The 19,341-nt window shown below is 59.6% G+C and carries 13 protein-coding genes; 5 read left to right on the forward strand and 8 right to left on the reverse strand.

What is annotated here, in order from left to right; translation table 11 throughout:
• Window positions 1-55: 55 nt before the first annotated feature.
• A complete protein-coding gene (locus tag ACP90_RS22065) occupies window positions 56-2,158 on the reverse strand; it encodes an EAL domain-containing protein (protein WP_082809826.1) in 2,103 nt (700 codons plus the stop codon).
• Window positions 2,159-2,456: 298 nt separating this feature from the next.
• Window positions 2,457-4,619, reverse strand: a complete 2,163-nt coding sequence (locus ACP90_RS22070; protein WP_062490077.1) for a malate synthase G — start codon at window positions 4,617-4,619, stop codon at window positions 2,457-2,459.
• A 229-nt stretch (window positions 4,620-4,848) separates the two neighbouring features.
• Here ACP90_RS22070 and ACP90_RS22075 point away from each other — a divergent pair, with 229 nt between their 5' ends.
• From ACP90_RS22075 to ACP90_RS22085, 3 genes are all read left to right on the forward strand, one after another.
• Window positions 4,849-5,760: a DMT family transporter gene (locus ACP90_RS22075; protein WP_031269674.1), complete on the forward strand. Its 912-nt coding sequence runs from the start codon at window positions 4,849-4,851 to the stop codon at window positions 5,758-5,760.
• A gap of 109 nt (window positions 5,761-5,869) precedes the next feature.
• Window positions 5,870-7,408, forward strand: a complete 1,539-nt coding sequence (locus ACP90_RS22080) for a hypothetical protein (protein WP_145915825.1) — start codon at window positions 5,870-5,872, stop codon at window positions 7,406-7,408.
• Between the two features lie 96 nt (window positions 7,409-7,504).
• Window positions 7,505-10,498 carry a cation:proton antiporter gene (locus ACP90_RS22085; RefSeq protein ID WP_062490081.1) on the forward strand — a complete coding sequence of 998 codons (2,994 nt, stop codon included), beginning with the start codon at window positions 7,505-7,507 and terminating at the stop codon, window positions 10,496-10,498.
• 60 nt (window positions 10,499-10,558) lie between these two features.
• On the opposite strand, the gene ACP90_RS22090 is transcribed toward ACP90_RS22085, so the two are convergent.
• The 3 genes from ACP90_RS22090 to ACP90_RS22100 all read right to left on the reverse strand — a co-directional run bounded on the left by ACP90_RS22090 (window position 10,559) and on the right by ACP90_RS22100 (window position 13,590).
• Complete coding sequence (locus ACP90_RS22090; protein ID WP_062490082.1) at window positions 10,559-11,365, reverse strand: mechanosensitive ion channel domain-containing protein; 807 nt, start codon at window positions 11,363-11,365, stop codon at window positions 10,559-10,561.
• A gap of 96 nt (window positions 11,366-11,461) precedes the next feature.
• Window positions 11,462-13,009: an ankyrin repeat domain-containing protein gene (locus ACP90_RS22095; protein ID WP_062490084.1), complete on the reverse strand. Its 1,548-nt coding sequence runs from the start codon at window positions 13,007-13,009 to the stop codon at window positions 11,462-11,464.
• A 170-nt stretch (window positions 13,010-13,179) separates the two neighbouring features.
• Window positions 13,180-13,590, reverse strand: coding sequence for a helix-turn-helix domain-containing protein (locus tag ACP90_RS22100; protein WP_023001852.1), 411 nt, complete (start codon window positions 13,588-13,590; stop codon window positions 13,180-13,182).
• A gap of 135 nt (window positions 13,591-13,725) precedes the next feature.
• On the opposite strand from ACP90_RS22100, the gene ACP90_RS22105 reads away from it, so the two are divergent.
• Window positions 13,726-14,292 (forward strand): NADPH-dependent FMN reductase, encoded by a 567-nt coding sequence (locus ACP90_RS22105; RefSeq protein ID WP_023001853.1) that lies wholly within the window; start codon window positions 13,726-13,728, stop codon window positions 14,290-14,292.
• Window positions 14,293-14,359: 67 nt separating this feature from the next.
• Here the strand turns inward: ACP90_RS22105 and ACP90_RS22110 are convergent, their stop codons facing one another.
• From ACP90_RS22110 to ACP90_RS22120, 3 genes are all read right to left on the reverse strand, one after another.
• Window positions 14,360-15,223 carry an NAD(P)-dependent oxidoreductase gene (locus tag ACP90_RS22110; RefSeq protein ID WP_062490086.1) on the reverse strand — a complete coding sequence of 288 codons (864 nt, stop codon included), beginning with the start codon at window positions 15,221-15,223 and terminating at the stop codon, window positions 14,360-14,362.
• 73 nt (window positions 15,224-15,296) lie between these two features.
• Window positions 15,297-16,040 (reverse strand): crotonase/enoyl-CoA hydratase family protein, encoded by a 744-nt coding sequence (locus tag ACP90_RS22115; RefSeq protein ID WP_201030502.1) that lies wholly within the window; start codon window positions 16,038-16,040, stop codon window positions 15,297-15,299.
• 21 nt (window positions 16,041-16,061) lie between these two features.
• On the reverse strand, window positions 16,062-17,843 hold the full coding sequence (locus ACP90_RS22120; protein WP_062490091.1) for an acyl-CoA dehydrogenase: 1,782 nt from the start codon (window positions 17,841-17,843) through the stop codon (window positions 16,062-16,064).
• Window positions 17,844-18,157: 314 nt separating this feature from the next.
• Here ACP90_RS22120 and ACP90_RS22125 point away from each other — a divergent pair, with 314 nt between their 5' ends.
• Entirely contained in the window at window positions 18,158-19,153 is a 996-nt protein-coding gene (locus tag ACP90_RS22125) for an L-threonylcarbamoyladenylate synthase (RefSeq protein WP_062490092.1), read from the forward strand.
• The last annotated feature ends 188 nt before the right edge of the window (window positions 19,154-19,341 follow it).

The following is a 19,341-nucleotide window of genomic DNA, read 5'->3' on the forward strand; positions in this document are numbered from 1 at the left end:
CCTTGCCTTTGTCATCTCATGGTCAAGCCATGGGATGACGGGAAAGAAGGTTGCCTCAGGCCACCTTGCTGATCAGGGTCATGTCCTGCGCGGGCTCAGCGGGCGGAACAGGTTCTTCGACCCGGATGGCGGTTGATGCCATCAAGGCACGGCGGACGTCGGCCACCGGCATGGGCCTGCCAAACAGGAAGCCCTGAACCTCGTTGCACCCTTGCGAAGCAAGAAAGCCGAGATGGTCTTCCGTTTCCACACCTTCGGCCAGCACCGGAATATTGAGACTTTCACCCAGGATGATCGTTGCCTTGATGATCGCTTCTGACTGCTTGTTGCCCCCGAGATCCTTGACGAACTCCCGGTCGATCTTGATCTTGTCGAACGGAAAGGCCTGCAATGTGGCAAGCGACGAATAGCCGGTGCCGAAGTCGTCCATGGCGATGCGAATGCCGAGACGTTTCAGCTGGTGGATGATCTGAAGCGCGTGCGATGTGTCGGCGATGATGCCGGTCTCGGTGATCTCCAGTTCGAGACGCTCCGGTGACAGGCCGCTTTCCTTCAAGGCGTGGGCAACGATATCCGGAAAGCTGCTGTCAGCAAGCTGCACTGGCGCCACGTTGACCGCGATCTTGACCCGGTTGTCCCAGGAAGCCGCCTCACGGCAGGCGGTACGAATGATCCAGGCGCCGATTTCACGGATTTGGCCGGTCTCCTCCGCAATCGGGATGAACTCGAACGGCGGGATCATGCCGCGCTGCGGGTGGTTCCAGCGCAGCAGAACTTCCGTGCCGGTGACTTCCCGGGTCATGACATCGTTCTGAAGCTGATAATAAAGCTCGAACTCGCCGTTCTTCAGGGCATTGCGCAGGTCCATGGCAAGGGCGCTGCGCTCGCGGGTCTGTTGATCTAGCTCGACGTCATAACAAAGCGCGGCATTGCCGCCGGCAGCCTTGGCACGGTGCATGGCCCGCTCCGCGGCTTCGATCAACTGCGCACCCGACGATGCGTGATCGGGATAGTTCGCGTAGCCGACACTGCAACTGACGCGGATTTCTTCGCCCTGCCATAGCAGTGGCCGAGCGACCAGCTTCTGGATGCGCTTGCAAAGGTCAAGGATGTAGCCCCGGTAGTAGACCGGCTTGCCGACGATCACGAATTCGACGCCGCCGTTCCTGGCGATGTATTCGTCGGCCTCCAGGTTCTCGGACAGATGCTTGGCAACGTGCCGCAGCAGAGCATCTCCGCACGCATGGCCATGAACTTCGTTGACTTCCTTGAACCGGCTCAGACTGCAGTTGAGCACGACGACCCGAGCATTGTCGGCAGCATACCTTGTCAGGAAACTATCGAGATGGCGGTCGAGTGCCCGGCGGTTCGGCAGACCGGTCAGCGGGTCGTGATGGGTAATGTGGTTGACCCTGCTTTCGGCAACCTGGGAGTTTGCACTGTCGATCGAATAGGTGATCATCGCCGACAGCAACAGGACGCTCATGGTGAAGACCACCGAGATGCCGATCAACTGGTTGGAGACAAGGTCCTTGACGCTGCCATCCAGCCGCAGGGGCAGAATTTCGACACCAGCCATCGCAACAAAGTGCAGGCTGGCCACAGCCAGGATCAGGCTGAGTACAGCCCCGTATTTGCAGTAGCGTGTCACCGGGCGGGCGACACGGCTTGTGGCAATGAGGCAGAAGACGCAGGCCAAAACGACGGAAACCACCACGAAAGGCGTCGACAACATCATGATGCCGGATATCTGAAGCGCCTTGATTCCGATGAAATGCATCGCCGCAATAGAGGCGCCAAAGATGACACCCCCGACCTCGATAAGTGCCGAGCGCTGGGAGATGCTACTGACGAGAAGTCCTGCTGTCGTGCCGGCAATGGCGATAACCAGCGAGAAGGCCGTCAGTTTGAGATCGTAACCCAGAATGAACGGGCTCTTGTAGGCGATCATGGCAACGAAGTGCGTGCTCCAGATCGTACCGCCGGCAATCAGGCCGGACAACAGCAGCCAGAGATACTTGAGATCGCCCTGTGTCCGCCGAACACGGGCGAACAGCCGCATAGTCAAAACGGCACCGACCGTCAGGATTATTACCGCCAGGGCAACAAACAACGGGTCATGCTCGAAAGCTATGCAAGACAGGACGGTTAGCATCATCAACTCCAGATGATGCAAGATAGCGTTTTTCTGCTCTAAAGTAGTAAAAACACCTATATCCCATGCAATATGGATAACAGTTGGTAAATTGTTTTAACTGATTGTAAATGCGAGAGTATTTTCCGGAAACTGTACGCTTTCGATCCAAGACAGTTTGCTTCGATTTTTACCCGTTTACCATTCCCGTATTGCGCAGCACAAAGCGAAGCAACACGCCATGCGGGAACAGGGGATCATAACGATTTCGGCCGCCGGGATCGCTCCCGGCGGCCGAAACTTCAAGACCTGGTGACAAATGTCAGGCTGCGGTTTTCGCCTTGAACTCGATCCTGCGGCGATGCAGCACCGGCTCGGTGTAACCATTTGGCTGGCTGGTGCCTTCGAACACCAGTTCGCAAGCTGCCTGGAAGGCGACCGAGCCGTCGAAATCCGCCGCCATCGGCCGGTAGAGCGGGTCACCTTCATTCTGGCCGTCAACGACAGCGGCCATGCGTTTCATGGTCTCCAGAACCTGCTCTCGGCCGACAACGCCATGGTGCAACCAGTTGGCGATGTGCTGCGAAGAAATGCGCAGCGTTGCGCGGTCTTCCATCAGGCCGACATCGTTGATGTCCGGCACCTTCGAACAGCCAACTCCCTGTTCTACCCAGCGGACGACGTAACCCAGAATGCCCTGGGCGTTGTTGTCGAGTTCTGCCTGAATGTCTTCCGGTGCCCAGTTGGGACGTTCGGCAACAGGAATGGAGAGAATGTCTTCCAGCTTCGCGGAAGCGCGGCTCTTCAGCTCGTTCTGACGATCCTTCACGGCGACCTTGTGATAATGCAGCGCGTGGAGCGTTGCGGCGGTCGGTGACGGAACCCAGGCCGTGTTCGCTCCGGACATCGGATGGCCGATCTTCTGCTCCAGCATGGCATGCATCAGGTCCGGCATCGCCCACATGCCTTTGCCGATCTGCGCGTGGCCCGGCAGGCCGCAGGCAAGTCCGACATCGACGTTGTTGTTCTCGTAGGCGCTAATCCAGGTCGCGGCCTTCATGTCGCCCTTGCGGATCATCGGGCCGGCTTCCATGGACGTGTGCATTTCATCGCCGGTCCGGTCGAGGAAGCCGGTGTTGATGAAGAACACCCTGTCCTTGGCCTGGCGGATACACTCCTTCAGGTTCACCGTGGTGCGGCGTTCCTCGTCCATGATGCCCATCTTGAGCGTGTTGCGCTCGAGGCCCAGCGCATCTTCAACGCGGTTGAAGATCTCGCAGGCGAATGCCACTTCTTCCGGTCCGTGCATCTTCGGCTTGACGATATAGACCGAACCCGCACGGCTGTTGAGCTCCCGGCCATTCGGGCCAATGTCGTGCAGCGCAATCAGGGAAGTGATCATGCCGTCGAGGAGACCTTCCGGCACCTCGTTGCCGTCCTTGTCGAGCACGGCATCGTTGGTCATCAGGTGGCCGACGTTGCGGATCAGCAGCAGCGAGCGACCGTGCAGCGACAGCGCGGAGCCGTCGGGAGCGGTGTAATTGCGATCGCCATTCATGCGGCGGGTAACGGTTTCGCCGCCTTTCACAAAGGTTTCTTCCAGGTCACCCTTCATCAGGCCAAGCCAGTTGGTGTAGACGACGACCTTGTCTTCCGCGTCGACGGCGGCAACGGAATCCTCGCAGTCCATGATCGTCGACATGGCCGATTCCAGGATCACGTCGGCGATGTGGGCGGCATCGGTCTTGCCGATCGGATGCTGCGCATCAATGTCGATTTCAAGGTGCAGACCGTTTCTGACCAGCAGGACCTTATAGGGAGCCGCGTTGTCCCCGGAATAGCCGGCAAACTGCGAACCGTCGGCAAGGCTCGTGGAGCCCGTCTTGGTGGAAAGAACCAGAGCTTCGCCTTCAACGGCAAAACCGGTCACGTCGGACCAGCTTCCATCAACCAGCGGTGCAGCCTCATCCAGGACTTTGCGTGCATAGGCGATCACCTCGGCACCGCGTGCCGGATCAAATCCCTTGCCGGCCGGCAAAGAGCCCATCGCATCGGTGCCGTAAAGTGCATCGTAAAGAGAGCCCCAGCGGGCATTGGCGGCATTCAGCGCATAGCGCGCGTTCATCACCGGAACGACAAGCTGCGGGCCCGCGACAGAGCCGATTTCCGGATCGATGTTGGCGGTACCAACGGCAAAGTCCGCACCTTCCGGCACCAGGTAACCAATTTCCGTCAGGAAGGTCTTGTAGCCGTCCATGTCCGGAGTACCGGGGTTGGCCTTGTGCCAGATATCGATCTTTTCCTGCAGGCTGTCGCGCTTTGCCAGCAGTGCCCGGTTCTTCGGTGCCAGATCGTGGATCAGGCTGGACAGGCTTTTCCAGAAATGGTCTTGATCGACGCCGGTATCCGGAAGGGCCTTTTCATTGACGAAGTCATAAAGAACCCTGGCAACTTGCAATCCATGGGCATCGACGCGGCCTGTCATCTGTCAGCTCCCCTAAACGAACTTGAATGTCTGATATTAGCCCGTGTTTTGGGGTCTTAACACGCAATCGTCAATTGCCGGGTCGATTGGATGACTTTTTCCATTTTGGAAAAGATCCAGATCATTATCTCCAACAGTATAAGTCGGTATACAAAAAGATAGCCCTTTGCCTGCGCCCGCCAATCCGTTACCGATGGGTTTCCACTCCATCTTCCACGCAACGGTTTTCATGTTTTCGCTGGTTAAACGTGTAGGCGACCTGACCTACGGCAACGCCCTGTTGATGCTGGCCCTGACCACACTGTTCTGGGGCGGCAACACCGTCGCCGGCCGCCTTGCGGTGGGGGAAGTGTCTCCGATGGTGGTGGTGTTCCTGCGTTGGGTGATCGTTGCCGGCATCCTGGTCCCGCTGCAATGGCGGCACATACGTGCGGAGTGGCCCCTGATGCGGCCTTATTCCTTCCGCATGGTGCTGATGGCCGTCTTCGGGTTCATCGGGTTCAACACCCTTTTCTACATCGCTGCGACGGAAACCACGGCCGTCAACCTTGGCATTATCCAGGGGTCCGTCCCGATTCTTGTTCTGATCGGTTCCATGATTGCCTTCGGCAGCAGGATCCGAGCTCTGCAGGTGATCGGCATTCTGCTGACGCTTGCCGGGGTGACGCTGATTGCCGCCCAGGGCAGCCTGGACGTGCTGCTGGCGCTTGCCGTCAATCCGGGCGATGGCGTCATGCTGATCGCCTGTGTGCTCTATTCCGGCTATACGCTTGCCCTGCGTGACCGACCCCAGGTCTCACCGCTGGCCTTCTTTGCGGTTCTGTCCGGCATTGCGGCCATCACATCTCTGCCCGGACTTGCATACGACATCGCCGCCGGCACCGTTCAGTGGCCGTCACTCCAAGGCTGGCTCGTGGTCCTTTATATCGCGCTGTTTCCCTCCTGCCTCGCGCAGATCTTCTTCATGCGAGGTGTCGAACTGATCGGGCCGGCGCGCGCGGGGGTCTTTATCAACCTCGTGCCGATCTTTGCGGCCATACTGGCGGTCTCCATCCTCGGAGAACCGTTCAAATGGTACCACGGCACCGCTCTGGCACTGGTGATCGGCGGCATCTGGCTGTCGGAGCGCAAGGCAGGTTAAGCGGATCGGCACAGTGCCGCCCCAGCTGCAACCGGGTCGAGGCCCATTATCCTTGCTGCCGTTTTGAGTTTTTTGGAAACATCTTTTCTATCTGACCGGGATTTCAGGCGTGTTGCGCAGTTTCAAAGGTTCTCTCCGCGTGCTTGCCCTCGTGGCAGCCACCTTGTGTGTTGTCTCGACCGCCGACGCCGGGCTGTTGTCGCGGCTTGCGCGGGAAGCAGGCGATGCGGCGGGGTCCGCAGGCAAGCATATCGACACGCCCAAGCATCTTCTCGATGAAGGCGCCTCCCTTGCAAAGCGGTTGCCCAAGGTCACTGGTGCTGCATCCCTTGCCCTGATGCCGGCACCCGGCAACGCCTGGCAGCTTGTCACGCCTGACGGGAAAAGCCTTCAGCTCGCCTCCCTGCACGACTTGCCGAATGCCCTGGATGATGCCGCCAGACAGGCCCACCGGCCACTGGCGGGCGATCTCCCGGGCAAGGCTCCTGTGCCCGACGCCCTGCAACTTGCGCTCCGGGAAACCGATTTTTTCAAACTTCGGGACCAACTGGATAGCCTCCCCCCCAAAGCACGGCCGGTGATGGTGAGGCCAAATGGCAAGACCTACGACCTGAAACCGATCAGCACTTCAAATGGCACACGGCTTGCGGTTGCGCTTTCTCCAGACGTCCTGATCAATCCGGCAACCGCAAGGGCGCTCGACGGAAACATCAGGTTCCTGTCCCGTCCGGTTAAACGCGCGGATATCAAGATGGCGCGGTTCAACAGCTCCGAAGCAGCCAATGCTTCAGGTCCCGGAGACATGATTGCCGATCTGAATGCCGACATTCTGGCCTCCAGCCTGGCGAAGTACAAAAACAGGACGCTGGTTGTCACCGGCCGCATTACCCCGCACCCGCAAACCGGTCGGCCTCAGCTCAGCGTGCGTGACGGCAAGTCCGTGCGGGAAATCGACCTCGACGCATTTCAGAAGGCGGCTGAAAGCCAGCGGGTCAACCTGATGCTTGTGGAAAGCAAGTCTCTGGTTCAGCCCGGCAAAAGCTGGTTTTCAAGAACAGCGCTCGAAAAACGCTTCGAGGCCGCGCAGTCGGCAATGACCCAGGCGGAGTTGCTCAAGGCACTTTCGCCTCCGAACAGCACGACACTGATCCACGCTGCCGATGAACGAAACTTCCGCCTTGTTACCGCCGCCCGTTTCAGCCCGGCAGCGAACCCCGTAACGACGTCCCCTCAGGTGTCTGCCACCGCCGGAGACGACTATACGATCGCAGGCTGGTTGCTGGACGCAAGCTTGCGCACAAGTGTCAGGACCATTCACCGCAATGGCGAGGACCCCGAGCACACGGAAGAAGTCGAAAGCCGCTGGATACCCTGGATATCAAATTTCGACCTGATCCTGCTCTCGGTCCTTTCCGTCGTAACGCTGTTCATGAGCTGGTATCTCTGGCGCTGGTGGAACCGCTTCTGGCGCTTCGTGCTAGGCAAGCGTGCTGCCGCCGATGCTCCCTCTTTGCCGCTCAAGCTCGTGAAGATCGTCTTCTTCCTGCCGTTTGCACTGATCATGCTGGTTCCGGCGATGATCTGGCTCTTTATCGGCGACTGGGTGAGATTTCTTACATGGCCGTTCCGAAAAGCATTCGGACGTTAACGCATTTGCGCGTAATCCTGTGCCCTATTGCCCGTGGCGGCAATAATTTTGGATGGCCAATTTGAAATTGCCGCAATCGCGGTGCACCATAACGACATGGAAACTCCATTAATTACAGGCGCTTTCGCGCTGCTCCTGATTACGATTTCCCTGCTGCAGCCCCTTGCCAGACGGCTTGGGCTGGCGCCCAGCGTTTTGCTGGCCACGGTCGGCACCATGATCGGCATTTTGGCGATCTATCTGCGCTACACTGCCGAAACGAATGCCTTCAACGCTATTGCGGACGTCTTCATCAATCCCCCGCTGGATTCGGAGATGATCCTCTACATTTTTCTGCCCATCCTTCTGTTTCAAACCGCACTCACCCTGGAAGTTCGACGGATCGTCGAGGACATTGCCCCGATCCTGCTGATGGCGGTTGTCGCCGTCTTTGTCGCAACAGCCTTTATCGGCTTTGCCCTCTATCCGCTGGCAACGCTGTTTTCGCTCACCGACATCACGCTGATCGCCTGCCTGCTGCTGGGTTCGATTGTCGCCACGACGGACCCGGTTGCCGTTGTCGCCATCTTCCGGGACATTGGTGCGCCCGCGCGGCTCGGCCGCATCGTGGAAGGCGAGAGCCTGCTGAACGATGCTGCCGCCATCGTGATCTTCGTCATCCTGCTGCACATGCTGGCCGGTCACGAGACCATGACCGTCGGCGAAGCCGCCATTGCCTTCTGCCGCTCTTTCGCCGGCGGCATCATCGTGGGTGCGCTGCTTGGCCGGATCGCGGTTTCCCTTCTGCCGATCATGCGCGACATTCCGCTGGCACAGGTGACCCTGAGCCTGGCACTGCCCTATGGCACCTATGTGCTCAGCGACCAGTTCGTTGATGTTTCCGCCGTTGTTGCCGTCGTCTGTGCGGGCACTGTGTTCAACCTTTACGGCCCGGCCCGCATTCAGCCGGCCAGCTGGCAATTTCTCCATGCGGTCTGGGAGCAGATCTCCTTCTGGGCTGCTTCGCTCATCTTCCTCCTGTCCGCCATCCTGATCCCGCGTTTCGTGGAAGGCTTCACGCCTGTCGACATCCTGTTGCTGTTCGTCGTCATCGTCGCCGCGTTGGCCGCCCGTGCGGTCGTCATCTTCGGATTGCTGCCGGTGCTCAGCGTGTTTCGGATGGGACAGGCGGTCAACGACCGCTACAAGACGGTGATCCTGTGGGGCGGCATGCGCGGAGCGGTCACGCTGACACTGGCACTCAGCGTGTCCGAGCATGCGATGCTCTCGGACGAAGTGTCGGTCTTCGTTACCAAACTGGCGACGGGCTTCGTCCTGTTCACGCTGCTGGTTTACGGCACCAGTCTGAAGCCGCTGATCCGGCTGCTCGGTCTCGACAAGCTGAATGCCCGCGACGAGGCCTTGCGAACACAGTTCCTGGCCCTGGCTTTGTCAGACGTCCGGCACGAGCTGGAAACCGCCGCCCGCAACTATCACATTGCACCGCGCGTCACGGACGATGTGCTGAAAGACTACGAGAGCCGTGCGGAAGCCGCAGCTGCGGAAACCAACAAGCTGGAAGAACTGAAGGACTGGGACCGCGTCCGCATTGGCCTGATTGCCCTGGCAGACCGGGAACAGCAGCTCGTGCTGGAGCATTTCCATGAAAAGACCATCTCCGGACGGTCTGTTTCGCGGTTCCTGGCCCTGACCGGACGTACCGGCGATCTGACACGAAGCGACGGCCGGTCCGGCTATAATCAGGCTGCGCGTCAGCCGTTGAAATTCGGCCTCGGCTTCCGCCTCGCCCAGACACTGCAGCGGCGGCTCAGGATTGCCCGGCCATTGGCAATCCGTCTTGCCGACCGGTTCGAATTCCTGCTGGTTTACCGGATCCTTGCCGACGAGCTGGTCGACTTCAACAACAAGCGGATACGCCCCCTGCTCGGCGACCGTGTTGCCGACATTCTGCAGGACACACTGGCGATCCGGCAGGACGAGACCCTTGCAGCCATCGATGCCCTGCGCCTGCAGTATCCGGATTACGCGGACGCCCTGGAAGGACAGTTCCTGCGCAAGGCCGGCGTCCGGCTGGAAGAAACCGCCTATGACGAAGCCAAGGAGCAGATGCTGATCGGCACCGAACTGCATCGCGACCTTCTGCGGGATGTCGAGCGGACCCGAAAAGCCTGTCACACGCGGCCTAAACTCGATCTTGGCCTGAAGACCCGCGAACTCGTCAGCGCGCATCCGCTGTTTGCGGACCTCACCCGCAAGCAGCAGAAGGCCATTCGCCGGATGATGCGGCCGCAATTCGCGACGCCGGGCGAGAAACTGATCCGCAAGGGGGACCGCGGTGATGCTGCCTATTTCATTGCGTCCGGCGCAGTGGAAGTGCGTGCACCCAGCCACAACATCCGTCTTGGCCGCGGTGACGTGTTTGGTGAAATCGCGCTGATGACCGGTGGCCGCCGCAGCGCGGATGTCGTCGCACTCGGGTATTGCCAGTTGCTCAGCCTCAGGGCGCAGGACTTCAAGGCGCTGCTGGCCGAAAACGAGGACTTGCGCAACCACGTCGCCATGCTGACCAAACGGCGTCAGCTGATGAACCTGGACGACGGCGAAACGGAAATGGAAGACCCTGTCTTTCCTATTTTCACCGAGATCAGAACCAGCAACCAGACCGGTGAGGAGCTGTCCCCGGAGACCATTCTTGCGGAGCCTGATGCAGGAGAAACAGAAACCGAAATTCTCACCTTCGATGAGGCGGACGCGCAGAATGACCCTTCGCTCATGGAGAAGTTGAGCGCGGCGGATACCGTCACTGCAACGCCTGAAGAGCCCTCTCTGTCGGACAAGGACAAAGACAGCCACGCCGAAGAAGACGAAGAAGGACAGGAACTCGCCAAGAGCGACGCCGGCTCTGCCGATGCGGAACCGGAAAAGGGCGGCGCTGAAGGCACACAGCCACACTCGAAAAGCTTCGAAGCTTCTGCAGCGGACGCATCAACGCCGGACCAGGGCAAGACGGAACCAACTGAAGAGGCCGCCGCCACGAGCGAGCCTGAGGAAACTCGAAAGCCGAAGACCAAGACCCGCGAGACGGCATAGGCCCCTGATTGGAATACAATCGCCGCAGCGGACGTTCCCCTGCGGCGATGGTACGCCGTATTATCCAGCTTTCTGAATTTCGACCGAATGCGGATAGGGAATGGAGATGCCACCGGCATCAAACGCTTCCTTGACCGACTTCAGCATGTGGAACTTCAGTTCCCAGTAGTTTCCGGCATCACACCACAGCCTGACGCCAAGATCGACCGAACTGTCTCCCAGATTGGTCAACCGGACCCAGGGCTCCGGATCCTTGTGAACGCGCTCGTCCGCGTTGGCGACATCGAGAATGATCTGCACCGCCTTGTCGATATCGTCATCATAGTCGATGCCGAAAGTCAGATCGAGACGCCGGGTGGAATGCGCCGAGAAATTGGTGATGACCGTGCCCCAGGCCTTGCCGTTCGGCATGATGATCTGAACGTTGTCCGGCGTCACAAGCTCGGTGACGAAGATGTTGAGATCCTTCACCGTTCCGGACGTTCCGCCGATATCAACATATTGGCCTATCTTGTAAGGCCGGAAGATGATCAGCATCACGCCTGCGGCGATGTCGCTCAATGTTCCCTGCAACGCCAGGCCGATGGCCAGTGTACCGGCGCCCAGCACGGCAACGAGACTGGTGGCCTGAATACCGAAGAGTTGCAGAACCGCGATAACCGTGATGAGCAGGATCAACCAGCGAACGATGGATGCAGCAAAGCTGCCGATCGTGTCGTCGATGCGCGGGTGAGCCACGATCCTGCTCTTGACGATGCTCGACAGGAAGCCGGCCAGAAACCAGCCGATCACCAGAACGATGATGGCTTTCACTGCGTTGATGATCAGTGGCGTATAGACGCTCACCTGGTCGATTGCGCTTTCCATGAAGTCCCTCCGTTCCCGTACAATCACTTGAATACGTGGAAGTACTAACAGCAGATTTAGGCACTGGCCAGCAATGCACCCTGAGATTGCTGTAACTTACCGGAATATTGCCGGGGAGTTGGCTTCATCGGCTGAACCGGCAAGCCAATCCTCGAGAAACTGTGCCATTTCCTCGTTGCCGCATCCGCTGATGTAGCGCGGATCAAGCAAGCTGCCGGCTTCAAGCAGCAGGCGTGCACAGGCAATATGATCGGCTTCAAGGCGTTTCGGGGCAAATTCCGAACCGTGGACGACAGTGTCGAGAGCATCACCGCCAAAGCGGTTCTTGCGGGTAAGATCTGGTCCAAGCGAGAGGAAATAGGCCATTTCATCTGCAAGGCCGTTCCAGCCTGCCACCTGCAATGGTGGCAGCCCCATGTCGTCGGGCTCATTCGGGTCCAACCCGGCCGCAATCAGCGCCTTCATGTGTTCCAGCTTGCCTGGAATGAAGGCGAGCCGCGTCAGCAGGCTTTTGTCTTCCTTGCTCAGACGCGCAGTATCGAGACTACCAGGATTTGCCTTTCCCTCGGCGCAGGCGGCCAGAACCTGTTCGTTCCGGTCCAGCTTGTGCGAATGACCTTTCTCCGCCAGGTATTTGGCGACCGGCAGATTGCCGTAAATCAACGCCATGGCGTATCCGGTATGTCCGTCCCAAACCGCGTCCGGGTCGGCGTCATGGGCAAGCAACAGCTCGACAATCTTTACCGAGCCACCGCGCCGGGCTGCCTGATGCAGGGAGGGAATCGTGTTCATGGGCTGGCCGCTCGGATGGTCCGGTACGGTGATGTTCGGATCGGCTCCGGCTTCCAGAAGCAGACGGACCTTGATTTCATCGTCAAAGTCGAGTGCGCGCGGCAAGGCATTGGTCCCATCCGGCTGCGCGCCATGCTTCAGAAGCAGTTCGAGCGAACGCGGATGCTCAAGCTCAGTGGCGTGGTAGAGGCTTTCGTTGTCGTTGGGACTGGCTCCCTGGTCCAGCAACCAACGGCCGAGTTCGAAATTATCCGCGTGACACAACGCGCCGTAGAGTGCGGACAGCATGTGTTTGTCACCCGGCCTTTCCGGGTGACCGTCATTCACGTCCGCTCCGTTGGCGACCAGCAGTTCGGCAATGGCGATCATGTCTGCCGCCCGTTCCGGACGCCGATGTATTTCCTTCGAAAATGCCAGATGCAGGATCGGCGAGCGCACACCGACCAGGCGCGTGGCGGCTGCAGCGTCCGCTGCCACCACCCCGCGAACGGCGTCGAGGTCGTACAAGGCAACCTGAAGACCGAAATTGTCGTCCTTCAGCGTCGGGTCATCGGCAAGCAGTTTTTCCGTAACCCAATGCTGGCCGAAATAGAGCGCCTGTTTCAAACGCTCTGCCCGCTCTTCCCTGCTCAGGGATGCTGCTTCGAGGGTGAATTTCAGCTTCGGCCAGCTGTCATGACCGGCTTCACGGGCAATCACATGAAGAAAATCCGCGTGGCGAAGGGGCTTTGCCGGGTCTATGTGGGCGGATACACGGTCAGTGGCTCCCGCCTCGCCTTTCAGAAAGGCTTTTCTGAGACGGCGTGCGGATTTCTTGAAGTCGTCGAGGGAAGTTGCAGGTCCTGCGGACATGGCTTTTCTCCTGTGTCGAAAGCCCGGGCGATCCGCTGGTGTCGGGCGCAGGTGAAAAACCGGCATATGTCGTCAGAAGTCAGGGTGCTTTCGCTTTCCGCGGATCCGGCAGCCGCCCTCGTCGGCAACGCCAAATTGCATGAGGACACAACGGATTGCAACCCCGGAGGTCAGTCCGGACCGTTCTCCCTCTCGAACCGTTCTCGAGCCGAGGAGACAGCCGCTTCGTTCTCGATCGCCCAGTTGGTGAGCGCTTTCAGCGGCACCAGAAGCGTCCTGCCGAGCGGCGTCAGCGAATAGTCGACACGCGGGGGAATGCTGGGGGTCACGACGCGGTTGACCAGGCCGTCCTTTTCAAGTTCCCGCAAGGTCGCTGTCAGCGATTTCTGGGTCACGCCGCCAATCGACCGCTTGAGATCGGAAAACCGGCGCGGCTCATATTCAAGATGGGCAACCACCAGGCTGCACCATTTGCTGCCGACAGTTTGCAGCAGTCTTCGTACCGGCACGCAGCGCGGATCCTCGTGGTGCGGCAGCTGTTCGCGCGGCAGCTCTTCGACGGGTTTCGCCAGCGGTTTCATCAAGGATACCTCGGTTTCCAAAAAGTGCCGTCTTGCGGTCGGCTCAGTCTTACATCATTTCATACCAGTATCCAACGTATACCGAGGTATCGTCTGGATACTCCTCCCAAGCTTTTGTTTCTTAAGGAATTCATCATGTCGCTGAAACTGAAGATCATCTCCGGGTCGACCCGGCCTGGCCGCGTCGGGCCGACGATCGCGAAATGGGCAGCCAGTGCCGCCGAAGCGCATGGCGGCTTCGAGGTGGAAAGCATCGATCTCGCCGACATCAACCTGCCGCTTCTGGACGAGCCGGCGCATCCAGCCGCCCAGCAATACACCCACGACCACACCAAGCGCTGGAGCAGCATTGTCGCCGACGCAGACGCGTTCCTGTTCCTGACCCCGGAATACGACTATTTCACGCCGGCATCCTTGGTGAATGCCGTTCAGGTGCTTTACCGCGAATGGAACTACAAACCGGCCGGCATCATCAGCTACGGCGGGATTTCCGGTGGCCTGCGCGCGTCGCAGACGCTGCGCGAGCTGCTTGGCAACGTCAACGTGATGGCTCTGCCGCAGGTGGTTCCGGTTCCCTTCTTCCCGGAATTCATCAACGACGAAAGCGTCTTCACGCCGAATGACAAGATGAGTGAAGGCGCCACGCAGCTTCTGGGCGAGCTGACCAAGTGGGCAACCGCCCTGAAGACCATGCGCGGTTAAATGACAAGGCCGCCGGATCGACATCCGGCGGCCCCCAAACCTTCTGAACAGTCTGGAAGACCAGGTTCTACTTCTTGACCGGCCCCAGGTCGCACGGCGCCTTGCTCTCGTCAGGTACGAAGAAATCAGGTGCCAGTGCGAGGCTCGGGTCCACCCGATACTTGTCGAAATCGGTGACACCGCGACTGGCCAGGAACGTATCGTCAATGACGAACTGTCCGGTAAATTCCTTCGACGGTGTGGTGAAGATCTCATAGGCTGCATCGGCCAGAATGTCCGGCGTCCGGCTCTGCTGCATCATCTTGTCACCACCGATGATGTTCTTGATCGCCGCCGTCGCGATGGTCGTGCGTGGCCATAGCGCGTTGACCGCAATCCCCTTGGAGCGCAGCTCGCCTGCCAGCCCCAGCACCACCAGGCTCATTCCGTATTTGGCGATCGAATAGGGCGTGAAGGGCGCGAACCATTTCTCCTGCATGTCCAGCGGGGGCGACAGCATCAGGATATGCGGGTTGTCGGACTGTTTCAGATGTTCGATGGCATGTTTGGAACAGGCAAGCGTTCCACGGGTGTTGATCTGGTGCATCAGATCGAACCGCTTCATGTCGGTCTGCTGCAGCGGGGTCAGTTGAATGGCACTGGCGTTGTTGACCAGAATGTCGAGCCCGCCGAAATGTGCCGCGGTCTTGTCCATTGCTTCCTTGACCGCTTCGTCGTCGCGCACGTCGAGCAGCACCGGCAGTGCCTTGCCGCCTGCCGCCTCGATCTCTTCGGCAGCGGAATAGATCGTTCCTTCCAGTTTTGGATGTGGCTCGGCGGTTTTGGCGGCAACGGCAACGTTGGCTCCGTCACGCGCAGCCCGCAGCGCAATTGCCTTGCCGATCCCGCGCGACGCGCCAGTGATGAAAAGTGTCTTGCCCTTCAGGGACATGGTGGTTCCTCCGTAAGCCGCTCTCCGGCGACAACCTTGCGGTCTGAAATTTTCTCATCCGAGCAAACGTGGCTCAGGCCTTCTTTTTCGTCATGAAAGCCTGGAAGGCAGCTATCGTTTCCGGCGCACTCAGCCGGCTGGCGAAGATCCTGATTTCTTCCTCTACGCGCTCGGACAGCTGAGCTGTGTCGCCGCGCAGAAGCTTTCTGGAAAGCGCCATTGCTTCGGGCGGCTTTGCGGCGATTTCCTTCGCGCAGGCAAGTGCTGCCGCGTCGACGTCACCTTCGACAACCTCGTTTACCAGTCCGGCCTGTGCCGCCTTTTCGGCCGAAAAGGCGTTGCCGAGGCAGAGCAGCTCAAAGGCCCGGGCCGGCCCCATGATCTGTGGTCCGAGCAGGCTGGACCCCGCCTCCGGAACAAGCCCAAGATCGACGAAAGGGGAACGGATGAGGGCGCGCGGGCTGGCAAACACCATGTCGCAATGCAACAACAAGGTCGTGCCGACACCGATGGCGATACCGTCTATCGAGGCAACCAAAGGCTTTTCGTTGCGAACCAGAGCCCTCAGGAACCGGACGACCGGTGTTTCACCAAGCCCAGTCTTGCCAGCGTATTGCAGGAAGTCGCCAATATCGTTGCCGGCGGTAAAAACTTCCGGCAGGCCGCAGATCAGATGACAGCGAATACCCGCATCCGTGTTGCCTGTTTCCAGAGCTTCGGCGAGATCACTGTACATCTGCCCGGTCAGGGCATTCTTCTTTTCCGGCCGGTCCAGACGCAGGGTCTGGACACCGTCTTCAAGGGACTTGCGGATCATCATCTACTCCGATCAGGCGGTTCAGGACGCCAGGGCTTCGGCGTCGAACGCCTGAATGGCTTCGGCGGACAGAAGAATATCCGACTTCAAACCGGCGGTTTCCCCCATTGTGGTTTCACAGAAACTGCGGGCAAGCAGCGTACGTTCTGACAGCCGCTGTGCCGGTTCACCTGTCGAGGCAAGCGCCCCCTTGGCAAGCAAGGCGCCGCCCAGGGTCAGCCCGGCCAGCCGCAGATAGGGCGTCGCCCCGGCCAGGGCATCGCCGACCCTGCCTTCCGCCTGCGCGCTCAGCATGAAGCTCGTTGCGTCCTCAAGATCCCGGATACTGGCCGAGAGCCGATCCGCGGTGGCACCGAATTCAGGGCGGTTGGAGGCAGCAACCTCGTCGGCCACGGTCTGCAGTTCCGCGATGAAGCCCTTGATGTGTTCACCGCCGGACAGCGGCAGCTTGCGCATGACCAGGTCGATGGACTGGATACCGTTGGTGCCTTCATAAATCGGGGCGATGCGCGCGTCGCGCAGATGTTGTGCGGCGCCGGTTTCCTCGATGAAGCCCATGCCGCCGTGTATCTGAATACCCAGCGAAGCGACCTCGACGCCGAAGTCGGTCGGCAGCGCCTTGGCGATCGGCGTCAGCAGGCTTGCACGCTCGTTCCAGAAGGTCTTGCCAGCTTCGTCTTCGGCAATCTTCGACATGTCGATGGCGTGGGCACAGGCATAACAGATGGCGCGGGCAACCTGCGTGCGCGCCTTCATGCCCAACAACATGCGCTTGATATCCGGGTGGCGGGCAATCGGGCTCATGCCTTCGCCGGTCTCGCCGGGAGCCCTGCCCTGCTTGCGCTCCAGCGCGTAGGCAAGCGCATGCTGATAGGCGCGCTCGGCCACACCAAGCCCCTGAATACCGACCGCAAGGCGAGCGTTGTTCATCATTGTGAACATGCAGGCCAGACCGCGATTTTCCTCACCGACCAGCCAGCCGATGGCACCGCCCTCGTCGCCATAGACCATGGTGCAGGTGGGCGAACCGTGAATGCCCATCTTGTGTTCGACACCGGCCACTTTCACGTCGTTTCGCTCGCCCAAGGAACCGTCGTCGTTGACCAGGAACTTCGGCACAAGGAACAGCGAAATACCCTTGGTGCCTGCGGGCGCATCCGGCAGGCGCGCCAGCACCATGTGAACGATGTTGTCGGTAAGATCGTGGTCGCCGTAGGTAATGAAAATCTTCTGGCCGAAGATGCGGTAGGTGCCGTCGTCCCGACGCTCGGCCTTTGCCTTGAGCGCGTTCAGATCCGAACCGGCCTGCGGTTCGGTCAGATTCATGGTGCCCATCCACTCGCCGGAAACCAGCTTCTCCAGGTATTTTTCCTTGAGCTCTTCCGAAGCGTGTTTTTCCATCGCCTCGATAGCGCCGATGGTCAGGGTCGGTCCAATGGCGAATGCCATTGAGCCGGAGTTCCACATTTCCAGAGCCGCCGCCGACATCATGACCGGCAGGCCCTGGCCGCCGGACTCCGGATTGGCGGTCAGGCTGTTCCAGCCGCCCTCGATCCATGCATGATACGCTTCGCGCCAGCCCGGAGGAGTGGACACCTTGCCATCGGCAAGCGGTGTGCCGTGCTTGTCGGCAACTGCATTGAGAGGCGCGATTTCCTCGGCGGCAAACCGGCCCGCCTCGGTCAGGATGGCATCGACAAGATCGTCGCCGAGTTCGGCATGACGGGCACTCTTTTGCAGGTCGGGCAGACCGCAGACATGTTTCAGAGTGAAGGCAATCTCATCGACGGGTGCGCGATACATTCAGGTCCTCCCAAAACCAATTGGCTTTCGATTCTTGCCGCCGGGTGGCGGTTTTCGCTGTTCCGAGCTTGACGGCGGCAAGGCTACTCCGCAAAAGGCGCTATCGACAGCGGTTTGAAAGGACAATAGACCCGTTGACGTTAACGTCAACCCGTATCGCAGCGGCAGGTCATCGTCTTTTTGGTCAATTGCGGAAATGACACGTCCGGTCGGCTCGAGCCCTTCCGGAACTCATTGTACCGTCACTGTCGGAACCGAAATCTTCGCACATCCGGGCAGCTCTCGGCTGCCGGGTACGCAAGCGAGTGAGGCACATGCGGACTTGGACGCTCGACATCGTGGCACCTGACTGGAAGAAAGCGCCTGAAGCAGATGCGGTGTGCGCTGCGCTTATGGCGGGTGACCTTGTGGCGGTGCCAACCGAAACCGTTTACGGCCTTGCCGCCGATGCCACCAACGGCACGGCCTGTGCGAAGATTTTTGCCGCCAAGGGCAGGCCCCAGTTCAATCCGCTCATCTCCCACATCCAGACGCTGGATGCAGCACTGGAACATGGTGTTTTCGACGAACGCGCACTTGCACTGGCTGAAGCCTTCTGGCCCGGCCCCTTGACGCTGGTCGTGCCCAAACGCCCAGCCTCCCCGATTTCCGATCTGGCCACTGCTGGACTTCAGACTGTTGCGCTTCGGGTTCCGGTCGGTCCGGTGATGCGATTTCTGGCAGAAAAGACCGGCAGGCCTCTCGCGGCGCCAAGCGCAAACCGCTCAGGCAAGATCAGTCCGACGCGGGCAGAAGACGTTGTTGCCGATCTCGGCCCTTCGCTCAGCTTCGTCATTGATGCGGGCGCTTGTGCCGTCGGCATCGAATCCACCATTGTCGGCCTGGTTGACGGCACACCGCGCCTGTTGCGGCCAGGCGGCCTTGCTCGCGAGGACATCGAACGCGTACTTGGCCAATCGCTGCAAGGCGCCAGCCCCGACATGCGGCCGGACGCTCCTGCAGCCCCCGGCATGTTGACGTCTCACTATGCCCCCGACGCTGCGATGATACTGAACGCCAGCGAGGTGAACGCCGCAGACGGACTGCTCTCCTTCGGGGCTGATCGTTTGCCAGGGGCAGATCGTGCACAGGCTGAATTCAACCTGAGCCCGGCCGGTGACCTTGCTGAAGCTGCCGCAAATCTGTTTCGCGCCATGCGATTTCTGGACGCCAAGGGTGTCCGCGTCATCAAGGTGCAGTTTATCCCCAGCTTTGGATTGGGCGAAGCGATCAACGATCGGCTGCGCCGTGCGGCAGCACCGCGCGACTGACCCCGATCAACACTTGCGATGGAATGAGCCGGCTAAATTCATCCGGCAATGTTTTGGCGCATTCTTCGGTACCAAAACAAAAGGCCTTAAAAAACAGCAACTCGGAAGCAGGCGCTAAAATTCAAGCTGAATCCGGATCGCCTTAAGTTAACCGAAAAGAGACGCAAGTTTCCGCTTTAACGGACAAG

This window comes from Labrenzia sp. CP4 (assembly GCF_001579905.1).
GTDB classification, from domain to species: domain Bacteria; phylum Pseudomonadota; class Alphaproteobacteria; order Rhizobiales; family Stappiaceae; genus Roseibium; species Roseibium algicola.

Excerpts from the sequence above, each read along its gene's own strand:
- ACP90_RS22100 (WP_023001852.1), bottom strand. The coding sequence starts at position 13,590 with ATGAAACCGCTGGCGAAACCCGTCGAAGAGCTGCCGCGCGAACAGCTG.
- ACP90_RS22105 (WP_023001853.1), top strand. The coding sequence starts at position 13,726 with ATGTCGCTGAAACTGAAGATCATCTCCGGGTCGACCCGGCCTGGCCGC.
- ACP90_RS22110 (WP_062490086.1), bottom strand. The coding sequence starts at position 15,223 with ATGTCCCTGAAGGGCAAGACACTTTTCATCACTGGCGCGTCGCGCGGG.
- ACP90_RS22115 (WP_201030502.1), bottom strand. The coding sequence starts at position 16,040 with ATGATCCGCAAGTCCCTTGAAGACGGTGTCCAGACCCTGCGTCTGGAC.
- ACP90_RS22120 (WP_062490091.1), bottom strand. The coding sequence starts at position 17,843 with ATGTATCGCGCACCCGTCGATGAGATTGCCTTCACTCTGAAACATGTC.
- ACP90_RS22065 (WP_082809826.1), bottom strand. The coding sequence starts at position 2,158 with ATGATGCTAACCGTCCTGTCTTGCATAGCTTTCGAGCATGACCCGTTG.
- ACP90_RS22090 (WP_062490082.1), bottom strand. The coding sequence starts at position 11,365 with ATGGAAAGCGCAATCGACCAGGTGAGCGTCTATACGCCACTGATCATC.
- ACP90_RS22075 (WP_031269674.1), top strand. The coding sequence starts at position 4,849 with ATGTTTTCGCTGGTTAAACGTGTAGGCGACCTGACCTACGGCAACGCC.
- ACP90_RS22095 (WP_062490084.1), bottom strand. The coding sequence starts at position 13,009 with ATGTCCGCAGGACCTGCAACTTCCCTCGACGACTTCAAGAAATCCGCA.
- ACP90_RS22085 (WP_062490081.1), top strand. The coding sequence starts at position 7,505 with ATGGAAACTCCATTAATTACAGGCGCTTTCGCGCTGCTCCTGATTACG.
- ACP90_RS22125 (WP_062490092.1), top strand. The coding sequence starts at position 18,158 with ATGCGGACTTGGACGCTCGACATCGTGGCACCTGACTGGAAGAAAGCG.
- ACP90_RS22070 (WP_062490077.1), bottom strand. The coding sequence starts at position 4,619 with ATGACAGGCCGCGTCGATGCCCATGGATTGCAAGTTGCCAGGGTTCTT.